Annotated in this window: 23 protein-coding genes; 2 read left to right on the top strand and 21 right to left on the bottom strand. The window is 54.0% G+C overall.

Annotated features, from left to right (window positions below; genetic code table 11):
* Window positions 1-95: 95 nt before the first annotated feature.
* From H7F31_RS15065 to H7F31_RS15010, 12 genes are all read right to left on the bottom strand, one after another.
* Window positions 96-1,904, bottom strand: coding sequence for a cache domain-containing sensor histidine kinase (locus H7F31_RS15065; RefSeq protein WP_187104856.1), 1,809 nt, complete (start codon window positions 1,902-1,904; stop codon window positions 96-98).
* A 29-nt stretch (window positions 1,905-1,933) separates the two neighbouring features.
* The gene (locus tag H7F31_RS15060) at window positions 1,934-2,560 is read right to left on the bottom strand and encodes an SGNH/GDSL hydrolase family protein (RefSeq protein ID WP_187104855.1); all 627 of its coding nucleotides are present in this window, start codon (window positions 2,558-2,560) and stop codon (window positions 1,934-1,936) included.
* A complete protein-coding gene (locus H7F31_RS15055) occupies window positions 2,560-4,197 on the bottom strand; it encodes a response regulator transcription factor (RefSeq protein WP_187104854.1) in 1,638 nt (545 codons plus the stop codon). Before H7F31_RS15055 ends, H7F31_RS15060 begins: the two co-directional genes overlap by 1 nt.
* A 277-nt stretch (window positions 4,198-4,474) precedes the next feature.
* A complete protein-coding gene (locus tag H7F31_RS15050) occupies window positions 4,475-4,645 on the bottom strand; it encodes a hypothetical protein (protein ID WP_179215355.1) in 171 nt (56 codons plus the stop codon).
* Window positions 4,646-4,743: 98 nt separating this feature from the next.
* Window positions 4,744-5,187, bottom strand: coding sequence for a D-aminoacyl-tRNA deacylase (dtd, locus tag H7F31_RS15045; protein WP_187104853.1), 444 nt, complete (start codon window positions 5,185-5,187; stop codon window positions 4,744-4,746).
* Window positions 5,188-5,206: 19 nt separating this feature from the next.
* Complete coding sequence (locus H7F31_RS15040) at window positions 5,207-7,390, bottom strand: RelA/SpoT family protein (protein ID WP_087566488.1); 2,184 nt, start codon at window positions 7,388-7,390, stop codon at window positions 5,207-5,209.
* A 271-nt stretch (window positions 7,391-7,661) separates the two neighbouring features.
* Entirely contained in the window at window positions 7,662-8,192 is a 531-nt protein-coding gene (locus H7F31_RS15035) for an adenine phosphoribosyltransferase (protein ID WP_108993605.1), read from the bottom strand.
* Window positions 8,193-8,233: 41 nt separating this feature from the next.
* Window positions 8,234-10,258 (bottom strand): single-stranded-DNA-specific exonuclease RecJ, encoded by a 2,025-nt coding sequence (recJ, locus tag H7F31_RS15030; RefSeq protein WP_187104852.1) that lies wholly within the window; start codon window positions 10,256-10,258, stop codon window positions 8,234-8,236.
* A gap of 31 nt (window positions 10,259-10,289) precedes the next feature.
* Window positions 10,290-10,706: a cation transporter dimerization domain-containing protein gene (locus H7F31_RS15025; protein WP_187104851.1), complete on the bottom strand. Its 417-nt coding sequence runs from the start codon at window positions 10,704-10,706 to the stop codon at window positions 10,290-10,292.
* A 51-nt stretch (window positions 10,707-10,757) separates the two neighbouring features.
* Window positions 10,758-11,678 (bottom strand): protein translocase subunit SecF, encoded by a 921-nt coding sequence (gene secF / locus H7F31_RS15020; RefSeq protein WP_187104850.1) that lies wholly within the window; start codon window positions 11,676-11,678, stop codon window positions 10,758-10,760.
* Window positions 11,668-12,903 (bottom strand): protein translocase subunit SecD, encoded by a 1,236-nt coding sequence (gene secD / locus H7F31_RS15015; RefSeq protein WP_187104849.1) that lies wholly within the window; start codon window positions 12,901-12,903, stop codon window positions 11,668-11,670. The genes secF and secD overlap by 11 nt, the downstream gene beginning before the upstream one ends.
* Before the next feature lie 81 nt (window positions 12,904-12,984).
* Entirely contained in the window at window positions 12,985-13,224 is a 240-nt protein-coding gene (locus H7F31_RS15010) for a post-transcriptional regulator (protein WP_187104848.1), read from the bottom strand.
* Between the two features lie 216 nt (window positions 13,225-13,440).
* On the opposite strand from H7F31_RS15010, the gene spoVB reads away from it, so the two are divergent.
* Complete coding sequence (spoVB, locus tag H7F31_RS15005; protein WP_187104847.1) at window positions 13,441-14,997, top strand: stage V sporulation protein B; 1,557 nt, start codon at window positions 13,441-13,443, stop codon at window positions 14,995-14,997.
* On the opposite strand, the gene H7F31_RS15000 is transcribed toward spoVB, so the two are convergent.
* Complete coding sequence (locus tag H7F31_RS15000; RefSeq protein ID WP_187104846.1) at window positions 14,990-15,772, bottom strand: YetF domain-containing protein; 783 nt, start codon at window positions 15,770-15,772, stop codon at window positions 14,990-14,992. The genes spoVB and H7F31_RS15000 overlap by 8 nt on opposite strands.
* A gap of 248 nt (window positions 15,773-16,020) precedes the next feature.
* On the opposite strand from H7F31_RS15000, the gene H7F31_RS14995 reads away from it, so the two are divergent.
* Entirely contained in the window at window positions 16,021-16,413 is a 393-nt protein-coding gene (locus H7F31_RS14995; protein ID WP_087566497.1) for a TIGR04086 family membrane protein, read from the top strand.
* 90 nt (window positions 16,414-16,503) lie between these two features.
* Here H7F31_RS14995 and yajC read toward each other — a convergent pair whose 3' ends face one another.
* The 8 genes from yajC to H7F31_RS14955 all read right to left on the bottom strand — a co-directional run bounded on the left by yajC (window position 16,504) and on the right by H7F31_RS14955 (window position 24,496).
* Complete coding sequence (gene yajC, locus H7F31_RS14990) at window positions 16,504-16,821, bottom strand: preprotein translocase subunit YajC (protein WP_087566498.1); 318 nt, start codon at window positions 16,819-16,821, stop codon at window positions 16,504-16,506.
* 14 nt (window positions 16,822-16,835) lie between these two features.
* Entirely contained in the window at window positions 16,836-17,969 is a 1,134-nt protein-coding gene (gene tgt / locus H7F31_RS14985; RefSeq protein ID WP_187104845.1) for a tRNA guanosine(34) transglycosylase Tgt, read from the bottom strand.
* Window positions 17,970-18,025: 56 nt separating this feature from the next.
* Window positions 18,026-19,072: a tRNA preQ1(34) S-adenosylmethionine ribosyltransferase-isomerase QueA gene (queA, locus tag H7F31_RS14980; RefSeq protein WP_187104844.1), complete on the bottom strand. Its 1,047-nt coding sequence runs from the start codon at window positions 19,070-19,072 to the stop codon at window positions 18,026-18,028.
* 10 nt (window positions 19,073-19,082) lie between these two features.
* Window positions 19,083-21,257, bottom strand: coding sequence for a SpoIID/LytB domain-containing protein (locus H7F31_RS14975; protein ID WP_261800425.1), 2,175 nt, complete (start codon window positions 21,255-21,257; stop codon window positions 19,083-19,085).
* Window positions 21,258-21,356: 99 nt separating this feature from the next.
* Window positions 21,357-22,361 carry a Holliday junction branch migration DNA helicase RuvB gene (ruvB, locus tag H7F31_RS14970; RefSeq protein ID WP_087566501.1) on the bottom strand — a complete coding sequence of 335 codons (1,005 nt, stop codon included), beginning with the start codon at window positions 22,359-22,361 and terminating at the stop codon, window positions 21,357-21,359.
* A 21-nt stretch (window positions 22,362-22,382) separates the two neighbouring features.
* Complete coding sequence (gene ruvA / locus H7F31_RS14965) at window positions 22,383-23,018, bottom strand: Holliday junction branch migration protein RuvA (RefSeq protein ID WP_187104843.1); 636 nt, start codon at window positions 23,016-23,018, stop codon at window positions 22,383-22,385.
* Complete coding sequence (gene ruvC / locus H7F31_RS14960) at window positions 23,015-23,518, bottom strand: crossover junction endodeoxyribonuclease RuvC (RefSeq protein ID WP_087566900.1); 504 nt, start codon at window positions 23,516-23,518, stop codon at window positions 23,015-23,017. The genes ruvA and ruvC overlap by 4 nt, the downstream gene beginning before the upstream one ends.
* Before the next feature lie 351 nt (window positions 23,519-23,869).
* Window positions 23,870-24,496, bottom strand: a complete 627-nt coding sequence (locus tag H7F31_RS14955) for a BofC C-terminal domain-containing protein (protein ID WP_187104842.1) — start codon at window positions 24,494-24,496, stop codon at window positions 23,870-23,872.
* Window positions 24,497-24,617 lie beyond the last annotated feature (121 nt).

Genomic DNA, 24,617 nt, shown 5'->3' with positions numbered 1-24,617 from the left:
GTACAATCGTCAGGTCGGGTGGGGGGATGGACGGCATGAAAAAAGCTGCCCCTCCAGGTCTGCTTGAGACCTTTGCGGGACAGCTTGGCTTCTTGTTATTCATTTCGCTCGTATTCCTCCGCCGGAAACCATATGCTGACCGTCGTGCCCTTTCCCGGCTGCGATTCGATGACCAAGCGGCCGGCGCCGCCAGTGAACAAGCGCACTCGCTCCCATACGTTATACAAGCCGTAGCTGGACGAAGACGAAGATGCGTTTAGACTGGCATACAATTGCGCGATTTGTTCCTCCGTCATGCCGATGCCGTCATCAGTCACGCGAATGACGAATGTTTGGCCTTCCGCCTCAGCCTCTACGCTGATACTCCCATGATGGCCTTCTCTATTATGAACGCCATGCATAATGGCGTTCTCGATGATCGGTTGAATCGACAACTTCGGAATAGACCGGCCAGACAGCAATCCGGGGAATTCTACCGAATAATCGAAATTGTGAAACCGCTGCTTCTGAATTTCCAGATAAGCCTTCGATAAGTTCATCTCATCTTCCAGCGGCACGATGTCCTTGCCTTTATTCAGCGTCAAACGGAAATATTGCGCCAGCATGTTCAACATCCGGCTGATGTCGTGCGCTCCCTTGGTAAGCGCCATCCAGTTGATCGTATCAAGCGCATTGTAAAGGAAATGGGGATTAATCTGCGCCTGCAGCGCTCGCAGCCTCGCCTCTTTCTCCCGCTCCTTGGCACGGTAATTGTCTTCCATCAGATGCTGGAACGTCGAGAGCATATGCGTCACGCTCTTTTCAAGCCGGATGACGACGCCGCTGGGATGAGGAATGCCTTCCTCGATCATGGCGGCGCCGCGCACCCTCAGCTGTTCGGTAATATCGCGAACGCGGTTGATCGTACCGCGCGTCAAATGCGCGAATACGAGGAAGGCTCCGACAATAAACAACAAGGCCAGCGACAGCGCCAAGACAAGCGAGAACCCGACATTAAATTGATTGCTCATGCGACTGATCTGGCCTGCCGGCAACAGAGAAACGACTTTCCATCCTCCTTCGCGAAGCGTATCGAAGATGACGAAGTACGTCTGCGCATCCATCGTGATTTTCTTGATGCCGAATGGCTGATCGGCGATTATCTTAAACGTTTCGGGCGGCAACAGCGGGTTATTAATCTTCTCCGTCTGACCATGGGATACGATCATCCCGGTCTGATCCGCGACATACATGTTATGGCTGTGGTCGTCCAGTTCCGCTTGGTTCAGAATGGCGGCCAGATTGGCTTCCGCGACATCCAGCATAAGAATGCCAATAATACGGCTATACGCATTCGGATCCCGGATAATGCGGGCGGAGGAGGATACGCGCGCTTCGCTTGGCGTACTGATATAATGCTCGATATGCGTCGGAATCCATTGCACTGCGCCATTGCGTCCGACTACCTCGTCATACCAGGGCATATGAGCCGCCTGATCCAGGCTGAAGAAATTGACATGTTCGCCCGCATACATCTTGTCGGCATTGACATACAGCTTGATCTTCAAAATATCGCTGCCCTGCAGGCTTCGCAACATATTGCCAAGCTTCTTCTCTTCCTCCACTTGGCTGAACCGGGTACCGCTAAGCGGGTCTCGAGCCAAAATTTCATATAAATCCGTATTCAGAATAAGGGCGTCGGAAATCTCCTTCACTTTGGTGAGCCGATAATCCAGATTAATTTTCACCTGCTGCACGGACTTGAGCATCGACTGGGTCACCTGACGCTCCAGAATGTCGGCCGATTTTTCGAAGTAGTAATAAAGAAGACATCCTGCAGGCAGCAGCAATACAAGCAGATAGAGCAGCAGCATTTTGCGATATGTGAGCCACATAAGTTGAAATCTACGCAGCAGCATGCTCATGAATCGGCTGCACCCCCATATCCCGTCATTTAGATCGCCGCCAGAAACGAAGACGCCGCCTGGGCGACTCGCCGGTACCCGTCCTGATTCGGATGAAGCCGATCATGCGTGAAGCTGTTCAGCGTTAACTTGTTGAAGCCGCTGACCGCATATAAGTCCAGCACAGGCAAGGCATACGCCTGTCCGATCGCTTGAACGGCAGCCGCGTAATCCGCTAACAAACAGCCTTTGTCGTTGCGTTTCTCGCTATCATACCCGTCTTTGTCCCGTTGCAGCGGCGTCCACAGATTCATCCTGCATAGCGGATCGCGGGTAAGCAACTCCTCGATCAGCGACTGGTAAGCGCCGAAGAACGTGTGATCATCGAACGCGGAACCGACTGGCCGCAATGCGCCGAGCGGCATATTCAGCCGATAATCGTTAGTACCGGCGAAGATGGTCAAACAGTCGTACGTTTGTTGTAGGCATTGGCCCATAAAGACGGTCGCCCCATCGTCCCGATCGCTACCGGCCGTCATCGGGCACCCTCCGCGGCCGAAATTGTCGACCTGCGCGAAACCGAGCGCCGCTTGAACAAGCGGTTGGTACCCGCCGGCCGCGGTAATGCTGTCGCCCAACGTTGCCCAGCTTGCACCTTGCCAACTAGTGTTGCCCATTAATTCATCCTCCTGTGCAAGTCCCGGTAATCGCTTGGATTCATGCCTGTATACTTGCGGAACTGTTTGGTGAAGTAGCTCGGTTCGGCATATCCGATAGACGAGCATATTTCCGCCAGCTTCTGGTCGCTGACGGTGAGCCTTTCTTTGGCTTTTTCCATGCGCACCCTTGTTATAAATTCGTTGATCGTCTCCCCGGTTTCCTGCTTGAACAAGAGACAGATGTACGTTTTGGCCAAATACACCTGCGAGGCTATATCCGCAATCGTCAGGTTTTCCGAATATCTTTCATGAATGATGCGCATGATGGCCATGATAACTTCCGGGATCGGTTTCTCTTGGCGGCTCCCGATCCGTTCGCAAACCGCCGTCAGGTAGTCCTTTAGATGGAGACACATATCGTCAATCGTTTCCAGCTTCATCAGCTGCGACCAGGCTTCTGATTCCCGCTCGCCGAGGTCGCCCATGCGCATGCCGAACTCGGACAGAAATTGGGATGTGACGAGCAGCAGCTGCAGACAGATGCGCTGGCAATCGACAAAGCCAATGCCCGCGCTTGTGCTCAATTCCGCGAACAACTTATCAAGCTGCAGAGACACTTCACCGACATCGCCTGTCTTCAGGACAGACGCGAACACGGTGATGCGCTCATTGATGAGTCGGTAATCGACATCCTTCTGCGCGGCCATTACGTCGAACGTAATCACTTGGTTTTTGCCGAGGAACAACTTGCGCTCGATCGCTTCTGCCGCCATCTTGTAGCTGTCGGCCAACAATCCCATATGCTCCACCGTACCGCCGACGCCGATCGTTAAGCTAATCGCCTCCGCCATTCGGCTCAGGAATCCGTTAAGGCTGCCCATCAATTCGCTCACCAGCGGGAAAATGATATCTTCCCCCTCCGCCTCCGGCAGCGCGACAAGAAGCACGTATTCGCCCCGTTGATGCTCGAACACACTGCCGGAGACGCGCGCATCTACGATTTCCTGACAGATGTTCTGGATCGCGAATGAAATTAACTGCGTATTCTGCTCGGTCATCGTAGCGAATACGGTTCTTGGATTGTTGATGCGTATGATCAGGGCGCAGTAAGGAGCATCGTACGACAGCTTGAGCTCAAGGAAATCGATGCGCTTCTCCATCGATATCCGGTCCGCATGCCCGTCGCGGATTAGTTGAATGAAAAACTTCTCCCGCAGGAGCGGAATACTTTGGTTCAGCCGGGCGTTCATTTGCTGCAGCATGTCCTTGCGGTTTTCCTCCCGCTTCGTCATCGCCATGATTTTCTCGATAACCGCGTTCAGTTCCTCCAGATTGACAGGCTTTAGAATATAATCCACCGCATCCATCTTCATTGCGGATTTCAAATATTCGATATCGTCATACCCGCTGATGAATACAAATTTCGTATCGGGATGCTGGTCCTTCAGTCGATTTACCATCTCGATCCCGTCCATGCCGGGCATCTTCACATCGGTCAGCACGATGTCCGGCTGAATCCGGCCTGCCAGTTCCATGCCCTTGATCCCATTTTCGGCTTCGCCGGCAACTTCGATCCCGTATTCGAACCAGTTGATGCACAATTTCAGCCCGTTTCGGGTCGAATATTCGTCATCGACAATGATCAGCTTATACATGGTTTCCTCCCCAGTACAGATAAGCTTTTGTTTTTATTATATATTGAACCGACTAGGCCATGTTTATGGAATGATGGTCGAATGTTATGTAATACGGCAAGCGCAACGCCTCGAAAGACAGAAAAAAACCTGCATACACGATGCAGGTCCAAAGTAATTTATATTTTAAAAAAGGGGGTCGAGTTCTATTATAGGTTAACGATGTTAAGCGAAAGTTAGAATTTCGTTACAGAAATATTACAATTTCGAAAGCGTTTTTAGTGTAGGCTGGAAAGGCTCAGAAACCGAGCCCTGGCCTCCTTACAAGCGGCGAACGGCCGCCTCGCTGCTGGTCTTCGTTCGCGATGTCGGTCTCCAGCTCCGCCATAACGAAAGCTTCTCTCCGCTCCGGCAGCAGCAGCCCTCTGCTTGTTCGCTCCAGCCCTTGTTCCTTACGAGATTGATGCATGCGCGGTCCCTCCGAATAAGAATTGCGGCGCGGAAGCTCGAAGGCGTCCAATCTGCACAAGCCGTCTAACCCTTATTGTTGCCACACATGCCCTTGTTTTAAGCGCCGCTTTCCAAAATTAACGTGACGGGGCCGTCATTGACAAGCGAAACATCCATCATCGCGCCGAATCGGCCCGTCTCGACCTTCAACCCGGTTTCCCGCATCAGCCCGTTAAAGTAATCGTACAGCTCTTCGGCCTGCTCCGGTCTTGCCGCAGCCATGAAGTTCGGTCTTCTTCCCTTCCGGCAATCCCCGTACAGCGTAAACTGCGACACCGATAAAATGTCTCCTCCGACGTCGAGCACGGAATGATTCATTTTCCCGCCTTCATCCTCGAAGATCCTCAGTCCCGCCACCTTGTCCGCCATCCAGCGAACTTCTTCCTTGCCGTCCTCATGCGTAAGTCCGACAAGTAGAACGAGACCGTGCCGAATCGCTCCGACGATCTCGCCCTCCACCGACACGCTGGCTTCCTTGCTGCGTTGCACGACAACCCTCATCTGTTTCAATCTCCTCTTGCTACTGCATAATCCGCTGTACGGAGTAAATGTCCTGCACCCGTTTGATCTTCTCAACGACCGATGACAGGTGATCGATATTGCGGATCAGCACCGTCATATGAATAAGCGCCATCTTGTTCTTGACGGAACGTCCCGTCACCGCGCTAATATTCGTCTTGCTCTCGGAGACGGCTTGCAGTACTTCGTTCAGCAATCCTCTGCGATCGTGGCCGGTAATTTCGATGTCGACGCTGTAATTCGCTTCGACGGAATCCTCCCACTCCACTTCGATGACGCGGTCCGCTTCCTCGCCATCCTCCCCAAACGGAATATTCGTGCAGTCCATGCGATGCACGGATACGCCGCGCCCGCGCGTAATGTAGCCCACGATGGCGTCGCCGGGAACGGGATTGCAGCATCTGGCAAATCGGACAAGCAAGTTGTCGACGCCTTTGACGGTAACGCCGTGATTCGGCCTGCTTTTTTTGCTCGGCGCCGATGCTTTGATTTCCTTCATCTCGCCGGTGAGTTCGATCTGATTGGCCTCTTCCGCTTCCTTGCGCATCTTCTCCGTCATTTTGGTGCAGATCTGGGCGGCCGTAATGCCGCCGAAGCCGATCGCGGACATCATGTCCTCGATGTCGTTAAACGTATATTTGGCCGCCGCTTCCTGCAGCTTATCGTCGACCATCCAGGCGGAAGGCTCCAGTCCTAGGCGCTTTAGCTCGCGCTCCAGCATCTCGCGGCCCTTCGCCACGTTTTCTTCCCGCTTCTCTTTCTTGAACCATTGCCGGATCTTGCTGCGGGCATGGGACGATTGAGCGATCTTCACCCAGTCCTGACTAGGTCCGTAAGAATGTTTCGACGTCAGTATTTCGACGATGTCGCCGGTCTTTAGCTTATGATCCAGCGGCACGATTCGCCCGTTGACCTTCGCGCCGATGGTGCGATTGCCGACTTCCGTATGAATCCGATAGGCAAAATCCAGCGGCACGGAGCCTGCGGGCAGCTCGATGACTTCCCCGCTGGGCGTAAATACGAAGACAAGATCGGCGAAAAAATCCATTTTGAGCGATTCCATGAACTCAGCCGCGTCCCTGGTTTCCTGCTGCAGCTCCAGAATTTCGCGGAACCACGACATTTTGTCCTCAAAGTTGCCGTCCGGAACAATCATGCCTTCCTTGTAAGCCCAGTGAGCCGCTATTCCATATTCTGATGTACGATGCATCTCCCATGTACGAATCTGCACCTCGGTCGGCTCCCCATTAGGACCGATGACGGTCGTATGCAGCGACTGGTACATATTCGCCTTCGGCATGGCCACGTAATCCTTGAACCGGCCGGGCATCGGCTTCCAAAGTGTATGAATAATCCCTAGCGTCGCGTAACAATCTTTAATATTCTCAACGATAATACGAATCGCCAGCAGGTCGTAAATTTCATTGAACTGCTTGTTTCGCGCCGTCATTTTTTTGTAAATGCTGTACAGATGTTTGGGACGTCCGGAAATATCCCCTTCGATCCCCATCTCCTCGAGCTTTTCGCGAATGCGCGAGATCACGTCATCGATGAATTGCTCGCGTTCCGCGCGCTTCTTTTTCATAAGGTTCGCGATGCGGTAATACTGCTGTGGATTAAGGTATCGAAGCGCAATGTCCTCCATCTCCCACTTGATGGCAGAGATGCCCAGCCTGTGCGCGATGGGACAAAAAATTTCCAGCGTCTCGTAAGCGATTCGCCTCTGCGATTCTTCCGATTGAAACTTCAGCGTTCGCATATTATGAAGGCGGTCAGCCAGTTTAATCAGTATGACGCGAATATCCTGGGCCATGGCGACGAACATTTTGCGATAGTTCTCGTTTTGCTGCTCCTCTTTGGACTGGAAGCGGATTTTCTCCAGCTTCGTTAATCCATCGACAAGCATGGCGCAGGTTTCGCCAAATTTCGCGCGGACCGTCTGCAGGTCCACTGTCGTATCTTCGACTACATCATGAAGCAGCGCCGCAATGATCGACAGTACATCCATCCCCATATCGACGAGTATATCCGCCACCGTTACCGGGTGCAGAATATACGGCTCTCCCGACTTCCGCACTTGTCCATGGTGGGCCTGCTCCGCAAAGTCGTAGGCTTCCTTGATGCGCACGAGATCCTGCTCTTTCATATATGCGGATGCCTTCTCAAGTAATTGCTCTATGCCCATGAAACGTCCCTTCCCAAATAGAAACGGCGAACCCATCCCTTCTGGATGTCCCGGCCGTTCCCCGAATAAGTGGTAGCCGATCGGTCAATCGCCGGCGACAAGCCTCATTAAAGGTTTTCTCATATTATGCCTGTAACTGTCCCGCCGCGTCAACTTCCAAGGAAGAAAAAACGACGATACCTCTCATCCCGCAACAAAAAAAGCGCCTTGAAGGGGTACCAGGCCGTTTGACCGAGTCCCGCTTCAAGGCGGAATTGAACCGCTGCTGCCCTTATTCGTATGTCATTAACGAGAAAATATCGACCCCGTCCAGCTTGGAACGGCCGGTAAGGTACGCAAGCTCGATCAGAAAGGCCGCGCCTGCAACCTCGCCGCCGAGCTGCTTAATGAGGTTGATGGAGGTCGCGATCGTTCCGCCCGTCGCAAGCAGATCATCTGCGATGAGAACACGTTGTCCCGGCGAGATGGAGTCCGTGTGCATGGCCAGCTGATCCTTGCCGTATTCCAGATCGTAGCTAGCCGTGATCGTCGCGCCGGGCAGCTTGCCGCTCTTGCGGATCGGAGCGAAGCCGACGCCTAATGCCAGCGCGAGCGGCGCGCCTACGACGAAGCCGCGCGCCTCCGGACCGGCCACTACGTCGATCTTGAGATGTTCGACAGCCGCGCGCATCTGTTCGATAGCTGCGCGATAGACGTCTCCGTCTTTGAGCAGCGTCGTAATATCCTTAAAGCGGATGCCGGGCTGAGGGAAGTCGGAAATGACCCGAATGTAGTCTTTGAAGTTATAAGTTGAACTTGTCATGGTGGAACTTCCTTTCTTACTTGAATAGGTCAGGCTCAGGATCAGGCCGGCGAGTTGGCGCCGCTCGCGCCTTGATAGCGGCTCAGCGCTGCCTGATAGCGGCTGGAGGAGGACAGCTCCCGCTTTACGGGAGAAACGGCTACGTTGACGGTTCCTCCCCCAATCTCGATAAAGCCCAGTTCCTCGAATACGTCAAGCATAAGCCGTACCGAAGGCACCGTCAAGCTGCAGAGAGCTGCCAGCTTCTCGGCAAGCCCACGCTCCTGCGCGCGTGAAATTTTGCGGAGCTGCTGATACACGGCGCCAAATTGCTCGCGGGCAGGGAACACGTCCGGCAGCTCCCTTTCGTAATGGAGATCCTGCAGCATAAGCTGCGGCTTGCGCTGGCCGTTCCATTCGTTAATCGACAGCTCGCCGATCAGGTCGATCAGGCAGCCGGGCTCAAGCGTTCCCGACATGGGCCCCATGCCAAAACCGATAACATCCAGACCTGTTCTGCCGCTGCCAAGAGACATCTTAAGATGTTTGGACTCCTTCCCGATCGCCCGACGATCCGCGACGCGGGTCCCTTCGAACAGGAGGCGCGGAGACGGATTGCCGACGCCGAACGGCTCCAGCAAAGCCAGCTGGGAGATCGTCTCCAGCGTGGCGTCCTGCAAGCTGCTGCGAAGATCGATAAGCGATCTCGGAATCCAATCTTCCTCGGACAACCAGGTCTTTGCAAGTGATGATAACCGCTCCTCCAACTGGTCCAGCTTGTCGCGATGAAGGCTCATCCCTGCCGCGGCCTGATGTCCGCCGTAATGATCCAGCAGAGACTCGCATGACGTCAATGCCGCGTGGAGGTCGAAGCCCTCGATGGAACGCGCCGAACCTTTGCTCATGCCGCTCTCCGGGTCAATGCCCAGCACGACGACAGGCTTGTAATAACGCTCCAGCAGCTTGGAGGCGACGATTCCGATAACGCCTACGTTCCAGCCGACGCCGGCGACCAGAATGACGGAGGGCTCTTCGGTCCCAGCAGCGTCAGCAGCCCCGCGTTTGCCGAGCCATTGCATGTCCGCTTCCTTCACCATCTCGTCGACGATTCGCTGACGTTCCTTGTTAAGGCTGTCAAGTCCGATCGCTCCCAAGATGGCGGAGTCGTAATCGGCAGCCGTAAGCAGCTCCACCGCACGTTTGGCATGATCCAGACGGCCTGCGGCATTAATGCGGGGCGCCATGCCAAACGCGATACCGGTGGAAGTGATTCCCTCAAGCTCAAGGCCAGCGGCCTCTGCTAGCGCCCGGAATCCGATGGAAGGCTCCAGCCGCATGCGCTCAAGCCCGCTGCGGACGAAGATCCGGTTCTCATCCTTAAGCGGCATCAGGTCCGCGACGGTACCCAGGCTGACGATATCCGTCCACTCCATTGGAGGGCGCTCCAGCAGCGCGGATGCAAGCTTAAAGGCTACGCCCACGCCGGCCAGTCCCTTAAATGGATAAGGGCATTGCTCCTGCTTCGGATTAACGACGGCCGCCGCATTCGGAATGCGCTCGGGAGGCTCGTGGTGGTCCGTTACTACGATGTCAATGCCGCAAGTTTTGGCATATTCGACCTCTTCGTAAGCGCTGATGCCCGTATCGACGGTCACGATCAGCGTTACTCCTTGATCGGCCGCAAGTTGGATGGCGGCATTGTTTAGTCCGTAACCTTCCAGCGCGCGATGCGGAATATAATAATCATAATCGAGACCTAATGTCTGAAAAGCATGACACAACAAGGAAGTACTGGACACGCCGTCTGCGTCATAATCGCCATAGATGCGCACCTTCTCTCCTTGCTCAAGCGCAGATCTAATCCGGTTTACCGCGGCGTCCATCCCAAGAAGCAAGTAAGGATCATGGAGATCCTCCATGCCTCCATTAAGGAAGCGGCTCGCGCTGGTTATGTCCTCGTAGCCGCGCTGGACGAGCAGCTTGCCGACAAGAGGAGGCACGCCTAGCTCCTCGCAGAGCCGGCGTGCCTTATTTTCGCTGCTTTCGTTCCATTCCGCCAATAACCAGCGGGTCTTTCTTGTAATCATCAGGTTACTCTCCTTCCTGCTGTCTTGAGGCCTATTGCAGCAGTGTGGGCATCTGCTCCTGATTAGGGTCGTGATTGGATTTGTATGGATAACCCGGATCATAAGGCTCCACATAAATCATGACCTCGGAGAGATGGAGGAATCGGTGCATGAGGAGGAGCTTGACCCGTTTGGCAATGTCCTGTCCCTCCAGCACCGTAATGCGAGGGTTGACGCTGATGACAATCTCCGCCACAACGTAATGGCCCTGCTCTCTTGCCCGGATCGACTGGACCGTAACAACGCCCTCTACGCGCTGTACAACCGCCATCAACTCCTCCGCTGATTCCTCCTGCTTCCGATCATGGCCGGCTTTTCCTTTGCCACGAAACAGAATGTTCGCCACGTAATCCCATAAGCGTCTCTTGTAAACGGGCTGTCTGCCGCCCTCTCGCTCTCTGGTTGACATATGTGCCAAATACCTCCTGGATCGCAAGCGTCAATCGCTTATTCTTGTAGATTATGGTGTCGGCTTTGCTGCCGCCTTCGGTTTCTGCTTCTCCTTGCGCTTTAACAGGAACCACAGCGGGCTTGCGATAAATATCGTAGAATATGCGCCGCTGACCAGTCCGACAAGCAGAGCAAGCGAGAACATCTTGATGGAAGGGCTGCCCAGGAAGAATATGCATACGGTGACGATAACGACCGTTAATACCGTATACAAGTTCCTTGCCATCGTTTGCCAAATACTGGCATTAACGAGATGGGCCAGCTGTTCTTCGTTTTTGTGCTGCGAGAACCTCAGATTTTCCCTGATTCTATCGAATATGACGATTTTATCGTTTATGGAATATCCCAGCGTCGTGAGCACGGCCGCGATAAACGGCAGATCGACCTCGAAGCGGAAGATGGAAAAGATCGCGATAACGACAAAGCTGTCATACAGAATAGAAATATTCGAAGCCAGCGCGAAACGCCACTCGAACCGGACCATCACATATAACATGATGCCAAGACTGGCAATCAGAATCGCCCAGATTGTATTGATCCCTTGCTCCTGCGCCAGATCCGGCGACACGACGTTTACCTCGGCGGAAACGTCTTCCCCGTATTTCGCCTTCAGCGCCTCAAGCACCTTGGCCGACTGCTCCTGATCCAGGATATCGTTGAAACGGATCGTGGCGCGGTCGTTGTTGGCACCGCCGATCGTCGGCGTCTCGTCCGGGAACCCCGCTTCATCCAACGTTGTCTTAATGTCTTGCTGTGTCACGGATTGTCCCAGCGAGACATCGATATTCGTTCCCGCCTTGAAGTCGACGCCGAAGTTCAGTTGGAACAGGATAAGCGAGATGATGCCCACAAGGGTGAGCCCGATCGAGAACATAAAGTATTTGTTCCGGTTTTTGACGAAGTCGTACCGGATTTTCGTATCAAAGTTCACGGATTTCACTCTCCTTCACGCCGTAGTAGCCGGGTTTCATGAACCGGTTGCTTCGTACGAGCATATCCAGAAGGAAACGCGCGAAATAAATATTCGTAACGATGCTGACCAGAATGCTGAAGATCATCGTGAGCGCAAAACCTTTTATCGCTCCGTCGCCGATAAAGTACAGAACGGCGCTGGAGATAATCCCCGTAATGTTAGCGTCCATGATGGTGCGGAACGAGCTTTTGGAGCCCGCCTTCAGGGAAGACAGCATGCTCTTGCCCGACCGGATTTCTTCCTTGATGCGCTCCGCCGTAATAATATTGGCGTCCACGGCCATCCCGACGCCGAGGACGAATGCCGCGATACCGGGAAGCGTCAGCGTCGCGTTCATCAAATTCTGAACCAAAATAAGCATCCATGCATAAGTGATGATCGTGATCGCCGCAACGAAGCCCGGCAAACGAAAAATAATGATCATGAAGACAAGGACGATCACCGAGCCCAGGATGCCGGCCGTTACGGTATCCTTAAGCGACTCCATGCCGAGCTTTGCCCCGATGCTATTCGTGTACTTCTCTTCAAGCTTGAGCGGCAGCGAGCCCATGTTGATCAGGTCGCGCAGCTCTCTTGCTTCTTGTGTCGAGGAGTTGCCCATTTCGATTACCGCGCTGTCGCTGGCAATAACCTGATTGACACGCGGGCTCGAAATCTCTTCTTCATCCAGATAAATCGACATCGTCTGTCCGACAAGCTTGGTTGTCACTTCCTCGAATTTCTTCGCGTTCTTTAGCTTGATCGTGACGACGGGACGGTTAAGCTCATTGAACTCAAGACCAGCCGCATTTTCCACGAAGTCCGTTCCCGTCAGCATAATTTCGCCGTCCGGCGCGCGGAAGGTCAGGTTGATCGGCTTTGCGAGCAAATTCCTTACATCCTCTTCGTTCTCTACGCCTGGCAGCTTGACACGAATGCGGTTGGCTCCTTCTGTCGTAATCTCAGGCTCTACCAATCCGGAAGCGTCCACACGCTTCTGCAGGCTATTCGCCGTCTGCTTCAAGCTCTCCGGCGTGACGGCTACGCCCCCCTCATAGGGTACCGCCTCGTAAAGCACCTCGAAGCCGCCCTTTAAATCGAGGCCTAACTTGACGCCTTTCAGCAGCCAAGGGCTTGTACCGGCCATGGCGGCGAACGCCACGACCACGATCGCGAGGAAGGCTACTATTCTCTTCCCGAACATACGTCTGAATCCTCCTTATGATCTCAATATTCCCATTATACAGATGCCGCAAAAACGAGTCAAAAAGAAAGAACCTCATCTTTAGAACGAGGTTCCCTTGTATGCGCTGATCGTCAGATGGTTCATGAACTTAGTGACCTTCAGCGACAAAATATCGTTCACCAATCGATGCAGCTCCGGCTGTCCGTTCTTGGCGTAACCCGCGCTAACGCATTCCCATACATCCTTGCCCGTCACATGCTCGTAGCCGATGAGCCGGAATTCTTCCGCTTTGCTGATACATAGCTCTTCGATCATCACACTAAGCTCTTTATCCGCCATGGCTAACCCTCCCGTTCGCGTTCCTGCACGCTCTGCACCTTCTATGTATTCGACCTCGAAAGCCATTCTCCTGCCGGGCTTCGGTCAGAAGAAAATGGCAGACATCTAAGCGGACATGCCGCGCATACAGATAAGAGATAGACGGTACAAGCCGACAAGCGGAGCGGAACGGCTGCTGCGGCAAAGGTCTAAGCTGAAGGAGTTGAAGTGTTCGACATGACGAAACAAACGTTTATCAAAGGAGCCATGATTCTGCTTGCGGCCGGCATCGTAAATCGCCTGCTGGGCTTTGTGCCGCGAATTACACTGCCTCGCATCATCGGAGCGGAAGGCGTCGGTCTCTATCAGCTCTCCTATCCGTTCCTCATCGTTATGCTAACATTAATAACGGGAGGCATCCCGCTTGCCATCGCCAAGTGGATTGCCGAAGCGGAATCCGCCGGCGATACCGACCGCGTGCGTTATATATTCCGCACCGCGATGCTGCTCACCGTAGCCGTATCCGTTGTGCTTACCCTCGGGATGCTGTTGTTCGCTCCTTCTATTATTCGTTATCTGCTGCCCGACACTCGCGTTTACCAGACCTTTATGGTAATGTCGCCGCTGCTGGTCATTATCGGCGTATCGTCTGTATACCGAGGCTACTTTCAGGGCAAACAAAACATGATTCCCGGCGCCCTGTCTCAGACGATCGAGACGATTATCCGCATTGTTGCGTCGCTTGTTTTCGCCTATTTGCTGTTGCCATACGGGCTCGAATGGGCTGCGGCCGGGGCCATGCTGGGGGTCGTTGCCGGAGAGGTAGGCGGACTGGCGGCGTTGCTTTGGCATTATCGCACGAAACGGGGAGACAGGGGGAAAAAGACTCATCGCGGGACGCTTGCGCCGAACGACGATTCGCCTATTTTGAAACGGCTGATCGGACTTTCCTTGCCCGTGACAGGCAGCAAGCTTGTCGGCTCCTTATCCTACCTGCTCGAGTCCATCTTTACGGCGAAGAGCCTTGCAGTGGCGGGCATCGCGACGGGCATTGCCACGGCACAATATGGCGCTTTGCAAGGCATGATTATCCCGCTGGTTCTTTTGCCGACGGCTCTGACGTATTCGCTGGCCGTTTCACTTGTCCCGTCCCTTTCGGAGGCGGCAGCGCGAGGCGATAAAGCTTTAATTCAGAAGCGCATGCATCAATCCATGCGGATCGCCCTCGTCTCAGGCGCTCCATTTGTAGTTGTCATGACTTTGTTTGCAGAGCCGCTATGTCGCATTATCTATGCTCATGAGGAATATGCGCCCATGCTCCGGCTAATTGCACCCGTCGGACTTTTTATTTACCTGCAGGCTCCCTTGCAAGCCGCGCTTCAAGCGCTAGACAGACCAGGTGCCGCCTTAACGAATACGTTTCTGGCAGCCGGGATCAAGCTGGTCCTTATTGTACAGCTCGCTTCCAAGCCGGAGCTCGGCATTTACGGCGCGCTGATCGCCATCAACGTTAATATTGTTCTCGTCACCGTACTTCATGGCATCAGCGTTCTTAAATATATCGGCTTCCGCATGCAATTCGCCGACTTCATTAAAGTCGGTGCGGCAATGGTCATTATGGGGGCAGCCGCCCAGTGGCTCATGCATCGGATGCCGATCTCGCTGGAATGGATCGCGCTTGTGTCAGCTTGCTTTATTAGCGTTATCCTTTACATTTTGCTCATGATCTGGATGAAAATTATAGACAGGCATGATATCTCGCGTATTCCTTGGATCGGTGCATGGTTCAGGTAAATCTTTTGCGGTGAACATCCACGAATAATTTGCCCTTATGATCAATCGTGCAGAGAAAGACCTCCTTGAAGTCGTGGACATTTTCCTCTTGCAGCGCGTTTTTTAGCCAAAATCGAGTTTTTTCGATTTTCGACAGATTTTCATCCTGTACTTTGCCATCCATAATTAGCGGAATTGGCAAAATTTCAAAACGGTAGCTAGGCGGAATGACCCCGTTTCCAGCGTTTCTGATTCGCTCGCCGCCGCCTTGCCGACTGTTTTTGGCCAAACTCTGGGATACCGATATAGCAGTTTGCTCTTGAGCGACTTCCTCCCCATGATCTGCATCATCCCTTGGAATAACGGACAGCTTGCCGCTAGTCTCCAGAATAGCGAATTCAACGTCCGCAACGGACGTAATTTTATTTTCGCGCAGCTGAAGCATGAGATCATCCAGATTATAACGCTGCTTCTTCATCACATCGCGATTTATTTTCCCGTTTGCAATAACCACACTCGGCTTGCCGTCGAAGAATAGACGGATTTTGCGATTGCTCATCGATAACAGCGCCATCGTCACCTGGATGACGAGCAATGCAGCCATAGGTATGATGCCGTCCCACATGGACCGGTTGACGTCTTCTATAACAATGACCGCAATCTCCGCGATCATGACCGAAATGATCAAGTCTAACACCGACAGCTTGCCGATCTCCCGCTTCCCCATCAGTCTCATGATGACGAATACGACGAAATAGATGACGGTCGTCCGGATCAACAGGCTCCACAACTCCATTGATTAGCGCCTCCTCCGATAGTTTCGCCAAGCGGCCCGCCACCGTGCAAGTGGAAGGCGTTCAAGCTCGTACAGCTATTCTGACCTTGACGACATTCCGTCATACGGCAAATCCGACACGAATATATGGCAATTGCTTCATGGCATGCTTCGTGATCAAAAGCGGACTTTTTGAACAGCATCTTGTACTATTTCCTCCAGCTTGGCCATATGGTGTACTAATACCTTTGAATTGGAGGAGGAATAGGATGAGTTCCGTCAAGCAAGCCCCCAAAACGCCCGTAATCGGACCACCATTACTCGCGGGAGTCGTATTCTCCTTGATTTGGCTGGCGGCAGGCGCCCTGCTGCTGTCCTTTATGCTTCATTTCGGCAACATGCGGGAAAACGAGCTTGGCACATACGCATTGCTCGTTCACGCCGCCTCGGCATTAGCCGGGGGATTCTCTTCGGGCAAAAGATCGGAGCGAAGAGGCTGGTATAATGGCGGACTGCTTGGCGGCATCTACGGAATCCTCGTCATCATCGTCAGCTTCCTTGCCTCCAATGCGTCCATCTCTTGGAGCAGCTTGTTAATGCTAGGCGCCGTGCTTGTAGCTGGAGCGCTAGGCGGCATGGTTGGCGTCAACCTAAAACGCTAGGAACGGATGCCTCCGGCCATAAAGTGAAATCGTTAGGCACAACAAAAACGGCCTGCGGAGAAATAATCTCTGCAGGCCGTTTTTGTTCTACTATTCTGATGCAACAGCAGGTGCCGAGCTGACAACGCCGTTAATAGCGCTGCGCTCGAAAGTCATCTTCGTCGTGTCGTTGACGCGCAAGACGACCGTATCGTCGGTTAGTTCCACGATTGTACCGTGAAGACCGCCGATCGTCGTAATCTTGTCGCCCTTCTTGATTTGACTCAGCATGGAGTTGCGAGCTTTCGATTTCTTCTGTTGCGGACGAATAAGCAAGAAGTAGAAAACTGCGAACATCAGTACGAAAGGCATGATTAGCCCCCAAATGTTCTGGGTACCTCCTGCGCCTTCTGCCAATAATTGAGACATGTTATTCACCCCTTTCAGAATCCTTTGTCATTATCGTTTAGTCCGTAAGCCTCAAAGAAGGTATCGCGGAAGTCCAACAGACGATCCTCCATGATGGCTTGACGAACGTCGCGCATCAATTGCAGCAAGAAATGCAAATTATGATAGGTTGTAAGACGAATGCCGAACGTCTCGTCCGCCTTAAGCAGGTGGCGAATATAGGCACGCGAATAATTACGGCAAGTATAACAGGAGCAATTCGGATCCAGCGGTCCGAAGTCCTCCGCAAACTTCGCGTTGCGAATAACGAGTCTGCCGCTGCTCGTCATCGTTGTCCCGTTACGGGCAATGCGGGTAGGCAAAACGCAATCGAACATGTCGATTCCCCGGATGGAGCCTTCCACTAACGCGTCCGGCGATCCAACCCCCATCAAATAACGGGGTTTGTCGGCCGGCAGCTCGGGCACGGTGTAATCCAGCACCTCGTACATCAAGTGTTTCGGTTCTCCTACGCTTAGTCCACCAATAGCATACCCCGGGAAATCCATGGAAGTCAAATCTTTGGCGCTCTGAATGCGCAAATCCTTATGCATGCCGCCTTGCACGATGGCGAACAGCGCCTGGTCATGGGGTCTTGCATGCGCGGCAAGGCATCTCTCGGCCCAACGGGACGTTCGCTCCGTGGATTGCTTCACGTATTCGTATTCCGCCGGATAAGGCGGGCATTCGTCGAAAGCCATCATAATATCGGAGCCCAGAGCGTTCTGGATTTCCATGGCGACCTCCGGGGAAATGAACAGCTTGTCGCCGTTTAGATGGGAACGAAAATGTACGCCCTCTTCGGTAATTTTCCTCATCTCGCTTAAGCTGAACACTTGGAAGCCGCCGCTGTCCGTCAAGATGGGGCGATCCCAATTCATGAACTTGTGCAGGCCTCCTGCTTGCTTAACGATGCCATGCCCGGGGCGCAGGAACAGATGATACGTGTTGCTCAAAATAATATGGGCGTCCATGTCCTTGAGTTCTTCGGGGCTCATCGTCTTTACGGTCGCTTGCGTGCCGACGGGCATAAAGGTAGGCGTATCGATAATGCCATGAGGAGTATGTACGCGTCCCAGCCTGGCGCCGGATTGCTTGCATTCTTTAATAAATTCGTATTTAACCGCCACTCTTCTCGCTTCCTATTCTTGCGGACGTTAGTTGGTTCGTCCGTTAATTAACCTTGTTATTCGATAAACATCGCGTCTCCGAAGCTGAAGAATCGGTATTCTCTTTCCACTGCCTCGCCGTATGCGCGCATAATGCGATCTCTTCCCGCCAATGCGCTTACGAGCATAACAAGCGTTGACTTCGGCAGGTGGAAGTTGGTGAGCAGGGCGTCGACCAGCTTGAACTCATAGCCGGGATAGATGAAGATGGAGGTCCAGCCGCTGCAAGCTTCAAGTTCCCCTGCGGGGAATCTTCCTGCTACCGTCTCCAGCGTTCGAGCGGAGGTTGTGCCGACCGCTACGATTCGTCTCCCCTGCTGCTTGGCAGTACGAATTATGGCCGCATTTTCATCGTCCAGCTCATAATATTCCGAGTGCATCTCATGATCTTCCACACGCTCCGCCGTCATGGGACGGAAGGTTCCGAGGCCCACATGGAGCGTTACGTAGGCGAGTTCTACGCCCTTAGCCTGCAGTTGCTCCAGGAAGGACTCCGTAAAGTGGAGACCGGCCGTCGGAGCGGCTGCCGATCCCTGATGTTTGGAGTAGACGGTCTGGTAACGCTCCCTCTCCTCCAGACGTTCCTTAATGTACGGAGGCAGAGGCATGTCTCCGAGTTTATCGAGCAGTTCCTGAAAAATGCCAGAATACCGGAATTGAACGACCCGAGCCCCCATCTCCCCCTCGGATACCACTTCCGCCAGCAGCAGTGGCTCGCCTCCGCCATTGTCGCCGAAGCCGATAACGGTTCCGACCTTCAGGCGCTTGGCCGGCTTCGCCAGCGTTTCCCAACGATCTTCTTCCAGCTGCTTCAATAACAGCAGCTCCGCCTTAGCTCCGGTGTCAAGTTTGGCTCCTACAAGCCTTGCAGGAAGCACTCTCGTGTTGTTGAGCACCAGCACGTCCCCGGGTTCAAGCCGCTCCGCCAGATCGGTAAAGCTTCCGTGCCGGATCTCTCCTGTTGATTTGTCCAGCATAAGCAGTCTGGAAGCGGTCCGCTCTTGGAGCGGCGTCTGGGCGATAAGCGCCTCCGGTAATTCGAAGTCAAACCAATCCGCGTTCATATCGAAGTCATCATTCCTTAGCTAACGTTATGCCTTTATAGTAGTATTGCAAAATATATTCATAGTCATACCCTTGCGTCGCGAGGCTGTAAGCCCCATATTGAGAGAGTCCGACACCGTGTCCGTACCCCGTTCCCGAAATAGCGAAACCCGGGTTTCGGGTAGCTGCCCTTAAGTCTCCCTCTCCGTCCATTACGTACATGTAGTCCCCCGCGTAAGCGGCGGATTTGCCTTCCGCTCCCATAACATAAAGCTTCTTGGAATCATCCGACCGTGTCACCGAAGTGCCGCTCCCGCCTAGTACGACTACCTTTCCGGTCTGCTCCACTTCAAAACTCGTGCTTGGCAAAGAACCTCCGTGGCCCAGCGCGGTACGCAGAGCGGTTGGCGACGATACACCAAGTTTTGTCCCATTGACCGAAATTTCCGTCGCACGTCCCGAAGGTCCTCGCTTCGTGACCTCGACCGATGTGATCGGCCCCGTAATCTTGGGATTCGCATATGTGTTCATGACCGTCAGCAGCTCGTCGGCGGTGAACGGTCCTCTCTGCCAATTCATGGGATTTGATTCGATGACTTTGTCAATTGCAATCAGACTCGTTCCGCTTTGAATTTGGGCAACGACAGGCACGGTTTCCTGGATGAGAGGATGCCGGCGAATATTCGTTGCATCCGTCGTCGATTCCAGAATGACGCTGCCCGCCTCCGTCTTCCGTCCCGTGTCGCGCACGAGATCCTCCCGAATGTAGCCTACGGCACCGCTTGGCAGCGCTACTCGATACCAGCTCTTCAGTCCGGTTTCGGATATGGAATCCGGGCTCTCAACCGGCTGCAAATAAGGAACGGAGTTGCTCCAAGCTTCCGTTGCGTCCGCCGTCATGCCGCCCGCGCTCGAGGAATAGATGGCTTCGATGACCTTTCCGTTATGCAAAGCAACTACGCCTGCTGTCGCCTCGACTGCTTCCGTGGAAGATTGAGCCTCCACGCTTGCCCCGTTGTAGACCTGACTCAGCGTTGTATCGACGACATGGGCGATCTGGAATCCGTAACCTTTGTTAAGCGCATAGGATCTGGCTGCGACAGCCTGCGCCTTTAACGCTTCAAGCGGCCAGGAAGTGTACATCTCTACCGCGACGACGGAATACAAATATTGCTCGAACGGCAATTCGTTGACAACGGCCATCTTGCCGTTGACGGAGCTCAGCTCGAAGCTGCCCCGATAAGTACGGTTGCTGCGTTCCACGAGCGTAATAAACGCTTCGCCTGCCGGAGCGATCCATGTTTTCATGTCGCCTGTAACAGGGAATTGATACAGCTCGTGGCTGACGTTCGCGGCGGCGCTGACGGCATGGTCTCTGCGAATGATCAAATGACGCGATTGGGGCGCTACAGCCTTAAGCGCCGCGCCGTTCGGTACGGACGCTGCGGCTGCCTGTACGGCAGCCAGCTTGTCCTGGGACGGCTCGCTTCCCACCATGACGGAATACGTCTCCTTGCCAGCGACGCCCCGTACGGCGACGAATGCATCAAGTCCCTTGCTGCCGAATGCGGCGGCAGCGTCCTGCGCATCCTTCTTGCTGGCCAGCGGCGCCGTCTCCAGATGGAATGGACCTTGTACCCCCGGTTTGTAAGCCCCGAGCAAACCAGCCAGCTTGGCGTCTGCCTTCCACTTCGCCGCCGCGGCAGCGGCTTCCGCTTCGTTTCTGTAGACGCCTTCCGTCACTTGATAACGAGCGGCGCCAGTCGTTGCGACGGAGGTCAGGAAGGCTGCCCCTCCGCTTGCCTTAACCTGTTGATAAATCGCAAGCGCCTGCCCGAATGTTGCGGATTCAAACAATTTCGCCTTGTAATCGTCGCTTCCGAATCTGGCGCTGACGCCGGCCGGTATAGCGAACCAGGTATGTTCTCCATCCGGTTCCCTTACGCCTACGTTAAGCCCCCCTGCAGACGAAAAGGTGGCGGCGGGAGTCGTCGAATCGTATTTGCCGGGAAGACTCAGGAAAAGCGCCACCCTTATCTTATCCAGGGAAGGTACTGCCGCGCTGGAGGTTGATGCCGTCCAGGTGGAAAACAGCAGAGCCATTGCCAGCGTCAACAGCAAGGTGCGACGCCAGGCTCTCGTCCCGGTTCGATAAGGATTCCCCGCTTGCTGCGGCTGCCGTACCTTCATTGCCGTATTTTTCATGATTACTCTCCCTTCTTATGCATGTCATGTTGCATCTGTTGACTGTTGAATCCTGTTCCTTGTTGCCCCCTTGCCTTATGCCATATGTGCAAGCACGGCTTAGGATCTGCCCGGAATCGGCAACCCAAGATGCCGGTAGGCGTTATCCGTCGCGATTCTGCCTCTAGGCGTACGCTGAAGGAAACCGATCTGCATCAGATACGGCTCGTAGACGTCTTCGATCGTCTGGCTCTCCTCGCCGATCGTCGCTGCGATCGTATCCAGCCCGACCGGTCTCCCCGAGAACGTCGTCATCATAGCGTGCAGCATCTTGTGGTCGATATGATCGAGTCCCATGGGATCCACCTGCAGCAGCTCCAGTGCGGATCTCGCGATTTCATGGGTAATGACGCCGTCGCCCCGAACCTGTGCAAAGTCGCGAACGCGCTTGAGCAGCCTGTTCGCGATACGCGGCGTTCCGCGTGAACGCATCGCGATCTCGGTCGCGGACTCCCCGACAATCGATACGTTTAAAATTTCCGATGCGCGCGATACGATAAAGGCGAGCTCGTCTACCGTGTAGAACTCCAAACGGCTCACGACGCCGAACCGGTCGCGCAACGGGGCGGACAACAGCCCGGCACGCGTCGTGGCGCCAATCAGCGTAAACGGCGGCAGATCCAGCCTGACCGAGCGGGCGCTTGGGCCTTTGCCGATCATAATATCCAGAGCGAAGTCCTCCATCGCGGGATAGAGCACCTCTTCCACCGTCCGATGCAGCCGGTGAATCTCGTCGATAAACAAGACATCGCCTTCCTGCAGATTAGTAAGCAGCGCCGCCAGATCGCCAGGCCGTTCGATCGCCGGACCCGACGTCGTACGCAAATTGACGCCCAGTTCGTTAGCAATAATATTGGACAATGTCGTTTTGCCCAGTCCAGGCGGACCATAGAGCAGCACATGATCCAGCGCTTCCTTGCGCATCTTGGCCGCTTCGATATAGATTTTGAGATTTTCTTTTGCCTGGTTCTGCCCGATATATTCGGCCAAATAACGCGGTCTGAGGCTCAACTCGACCGCCTGGTCTTCCATCATAAGGTTCGCGGAGATAATTCTATCGTCCATGCCCGGCTTCGCTCCTTTCCGTTACCCCTTGAACAGCTGCTGCAGCGCCCGCTTCATTAGCGAATCGACCGATTCCTCCGGCGTCACGCTGCTCTGCAAACCATTCCAGGCGCGATCCAGCTCGGCAGTCGTATAACCAAGCGCTGCCAGCGCGTCGCGCGCCTCTTCCCATGCCGTTCCGGCTCCTTGCCCGTTACCCGTACCGGCCAAGCCTGGCTCTGCGCCGAAGCCCGCTGCGCTAAGCAGGCCTTCGTCGCCGTAACCCGTCAGCTTGTCCTTCAGATCCAGCACCATGCGCTGAGCCGTCTTTTTTCCGATGCCGGGGAGTTTCGTCAGGAACGACAAATTTTCTTGTTGAATCGCGCCCGCGATCGCTTCCGGCCGGCCGGCCGATAAAATGCCAAGCGCCACTCTCGGGCCGATGCCGGATACATCAAGCAGCTTCCGGAACATCGTCTGCTGCTCTCTCGACTCGAAACCGAACAGATGAATCGCATCCTCCCGGACATGATGGTGGATATAGACGACTACCGGCTCATTCTTGCCCGCGAACGCATACGGATTCGGCATAAACACTCGATACCCCGTATCTCTGACGTCCATAACGATGTACTCCGTTTCTATATGTACGACCGGACCTCTCAAATAATCGATCATGAACGATTCACCTCGTTGATTTTGTTCGTCAGTACGGCCGAATGGGCATGGCAGATCGCTATGGCAAGAGCGTCCGCTACGTCGTCCGGCTTGGGAACCGCAGACAGCTTAAGGAACATCTTAACCATCTCCTGCACCTGCCTCTTCTCCGCCTTGCCATAGCCGACGACAGCCTGCTTCACTTGCAGCGGCGTATATTCCGCAACGGGAAGTCCACGCTGGGCCGCCGCAAGAATAATAACGCCGCGAGCCTGTCCAACGGCGAATGCCGTCGTCACGTTGCGGTTGAAGAACAGTTTCTCCACCGCGACGGAATCGGGCTTGTACCGATCCATCAGGGCGCCTGCCGATTCATAAATCTGCACAAGCCTGGTCTCCTGAGGCGTATGAGCCTCCGTTGTAATTGCGCCATATTGCACGGGCGTCAGCTTATGCCCGTTCTTGTCCACGAATCCGAATCCCGCAATGGCTATGCCGGGGTCAATGCCTAATACGCGCAAGCCGCCAACCCCTAACTTATGTAATAACGATAATATGAGTGCTACGGTTGCAAGCTGCCCTCGCAGCCTTCCCATGTTGCCCGCCCTTCATTATAACAAAAGATACCCGAAATGAGAACGAACGTTTGTTCATTAACGCTCAAGCGTTTCTCAATGATTGAGCGGGGGCCGGCTTTGTCGTCTGATCCACCGCTGCCTTGGTAGAACTGCGGCAGCAAGTCTTGTCGGTTAGTCCGGTGCTCTTGCTGGAGCAAGCGCACAAAAAACACTCACCGGTTCAATATCGATGAGTGTTTTTTGCCGTTCCATTGTTGCAGCGGGCAATAACGTATCTGCATAAAATTCGAGTGTTTAATAGCCCTGTTTGACGCCGCTCGTTTCCATCGCATAATCGCTGTAGGTCGACAGTACGCTGTTATATTCGTCGATGTCGCTAACCCGAATGCCTTCCGAAAGCTGATCCAGCTGGTCCTTCGGCAAGCTGCTCTCCATAAACCGGACATCAAGCTGGAAAAATGTCCGCATCACTTTTTCGTTGCTTGGCTCTCCGTCAAATAACGAGAAATTCCCATTGCGGTCTACTCCGAAGTAAGCATTGGTCTTGCATTCGGCCGACAAATCGTCAATCTGCTGCATCACGCGGAGCGTCTGCCCATCCTCTTCGAGACTGGTGCGCCATTCCGGATGCTGGCTGAGCAGCTTGATGATCGTCTCGGGTTTCATCAACCCGAGCGGCTCCGTCTCCTCGCCGCAAACGTACAAACGATGGAGCATGACTTGAACCGGAGCATTTCTGTCTTGCAGCATGCGGTTAACGGAAGGTTCGTCGAGGGTTGCCTCGCTCGCGAAACTCGCCGATGCATGCTGCGGCATGACTGCCAGCGAGACGAACAAGGCTATTCCGCCTAACTTCCAGATCGGACGGCGATTTCTTCGTATACGCTTTTTGACTTGCTTCCACAGGCTGAACGTCATCATGAGGAAGCCCCCTTTGGCTGGTTGTGATATTTGCCCATAGTGTGCGCCAGAAATGGTTAATTATTCAGACTCCGGAAATACATGAACAACAAAACAAGCCCCTTATCGGAGCTTGCCTGCG

Source organism: Paenibacillus sp. PAMC21692 (genome assembly GCF_014303795.1).
GTDB classification, from domain to species: Bacteria; Bacillota; Bacilli; order Paenibacillales; family Paenibacillaceae; genus Pristimantibacillus; species Pristimantibacillus agaridevorans.
Note: the sequence above shows the minus strand (reverse complement) of the source record. Positions and strands in the feature narration are given on the sequence as shown.

Excerpts from the sequence above, each read along its gene's own strand:
- H7F31_RS15065 (WP_187104856.1), bottom strand. The coding sequence starts at position 1,904 with ATGAGCATGCTGCTGCGTAGATTTCAACTTATGTGGCTCACATATCGC.
- H7F31_RS15060 (WP_187104855.1), bottom strand. The coding sequence starts at position 2,560 with ATGGGCAACACTAGTTGGCAAGGTGCAAGCTGGGCAACGTTGGGCGAC.
- H7F31_RS15055 (WP_187104854.1), bottom strand. The coding sequence starts at position 4,197 with ATGTATAAGCTGATCATTGTCGATGACGAATATTCGACCCGAAACGGG.
- H7F31_RS15050 (WP_179215355.1), bottom strand. The coding sequence starts at position 4,645 with ATGCATCAATCTCGTAAGGAACAAGGGCTGGAGCGAACAAGCAGAGGG.
- dtd (WP_187104853.1), bottom strand. The coding sequence starts at position 5,187 with ATGAGGGTTGTCGTGCAACGCAGCAAGGAAGCCAGCGTGTCGGTGGAG.
- H7F31_RS15040 (WP_087566488.1), bottom strand. The coding sequence starts at position 7,390 with ATGGGCATAGAGCAATTACTTGAGAAGGCATCCGCATATATGAAAGAG.
- H7F31_RS15035 (WP_108993605.1), bottom strand. The coding sequence starts at position 8,192 with ATGACAAGTTCAACTTATAACTTCAAAGACTACATTCGGGTCATTTCC.
- recJ (WP_187104852.1), bottom strand. The coding sequence starts at position 10,258 with ATGATTACAAGAAAGACCCGCTGGTTATTGGCGGAATGGAACGAAAGC.
- H7F31_RS15025 (WP_187104851.1), bottom strand. The coding sequence starts at position 10,706 with ATGTCAACCAGAGAGCGAGAGGGCGGCAGACAGCCCGTTTACAAGAGA.
- secD (WP_187104849.1), bottom strand. The coding sequence starts at position 12,903 with ATGTTCGGGAAGAGAATAGTAGCCTTCCTCGCGATCGTGGTCGTGGCG.
- H7F31_RS15010 (WP_187104848.1), bottom strand. The coding sequence starts at position 13,224 with ATGGCGGATAAAGAGCTTAGTGTGATGATCGAAGAGCTATGTATCAGC.
- spoVB (WP_187104847.1), top strand. The coding sequence starts at position 13,441 with ATGACGAAACAAACGTTTATCAAAGGAGCCATGATTCTGCTTGCGGCC.
- H7F31_RS15000 (WP_187104846.1), bottom strand. The coding sequence starts at position 15,772 with ATGGAGTTGTGGAGCCTGTTGATCCGGACGACCGTCATCTATTTCGTC.
- H7F31_RS14995 (WP_087566497.1), top strand. The coding sequence starts at position 16,021 with ATGAGTTCCGTCAAGCAAGCCCCCAAAACGCCCGTAATCGGACCACCA.
- yajC (WP_087566498.1), bottom strand. The coding sequence starts at position 16,821 with ATGTCTCAATTATTGGCAGAAGGCGCAGGAGGTACCCAGAACATTTGG.
- queA (WP_187104844.1), bottom strand. The coding sequence starts at position 19,072 with ATGAACGCGGATTGGTTTGACTTCGAATTACCGGAGGCGCTTATCGCC.
- H7F31_RS14975 (WP_261800425.1), bottom strand. The coding sequence starts at position 21,257 with ATGAAAAATACGGCAATGAAGGTACGGCAGCCGCAGCAAGCGGGGAAT.
- ruvB (WP_087566501.1), bottom strand. The coding sequence starts at position 22,361 with ATGGACGATAGAATTATCTCCGCGAACCTTATGATGGAAGACCAGGCG.
- ruvA (WP_187104843.1), bottom strand. The coding sequence starts at position 23,018 with ATGATCGATTATTTGAGAGGTCCGGTCGTACATATAGAAACGGAGTAC.
- H7F31_RS14955 (WP_187104842.1), bottom strand. The coding sequence starts at position 24,496 with ATGATGACGTTCAGCCTGTGGAAGCAAGTCAAAAAGCGTATACGAAGA.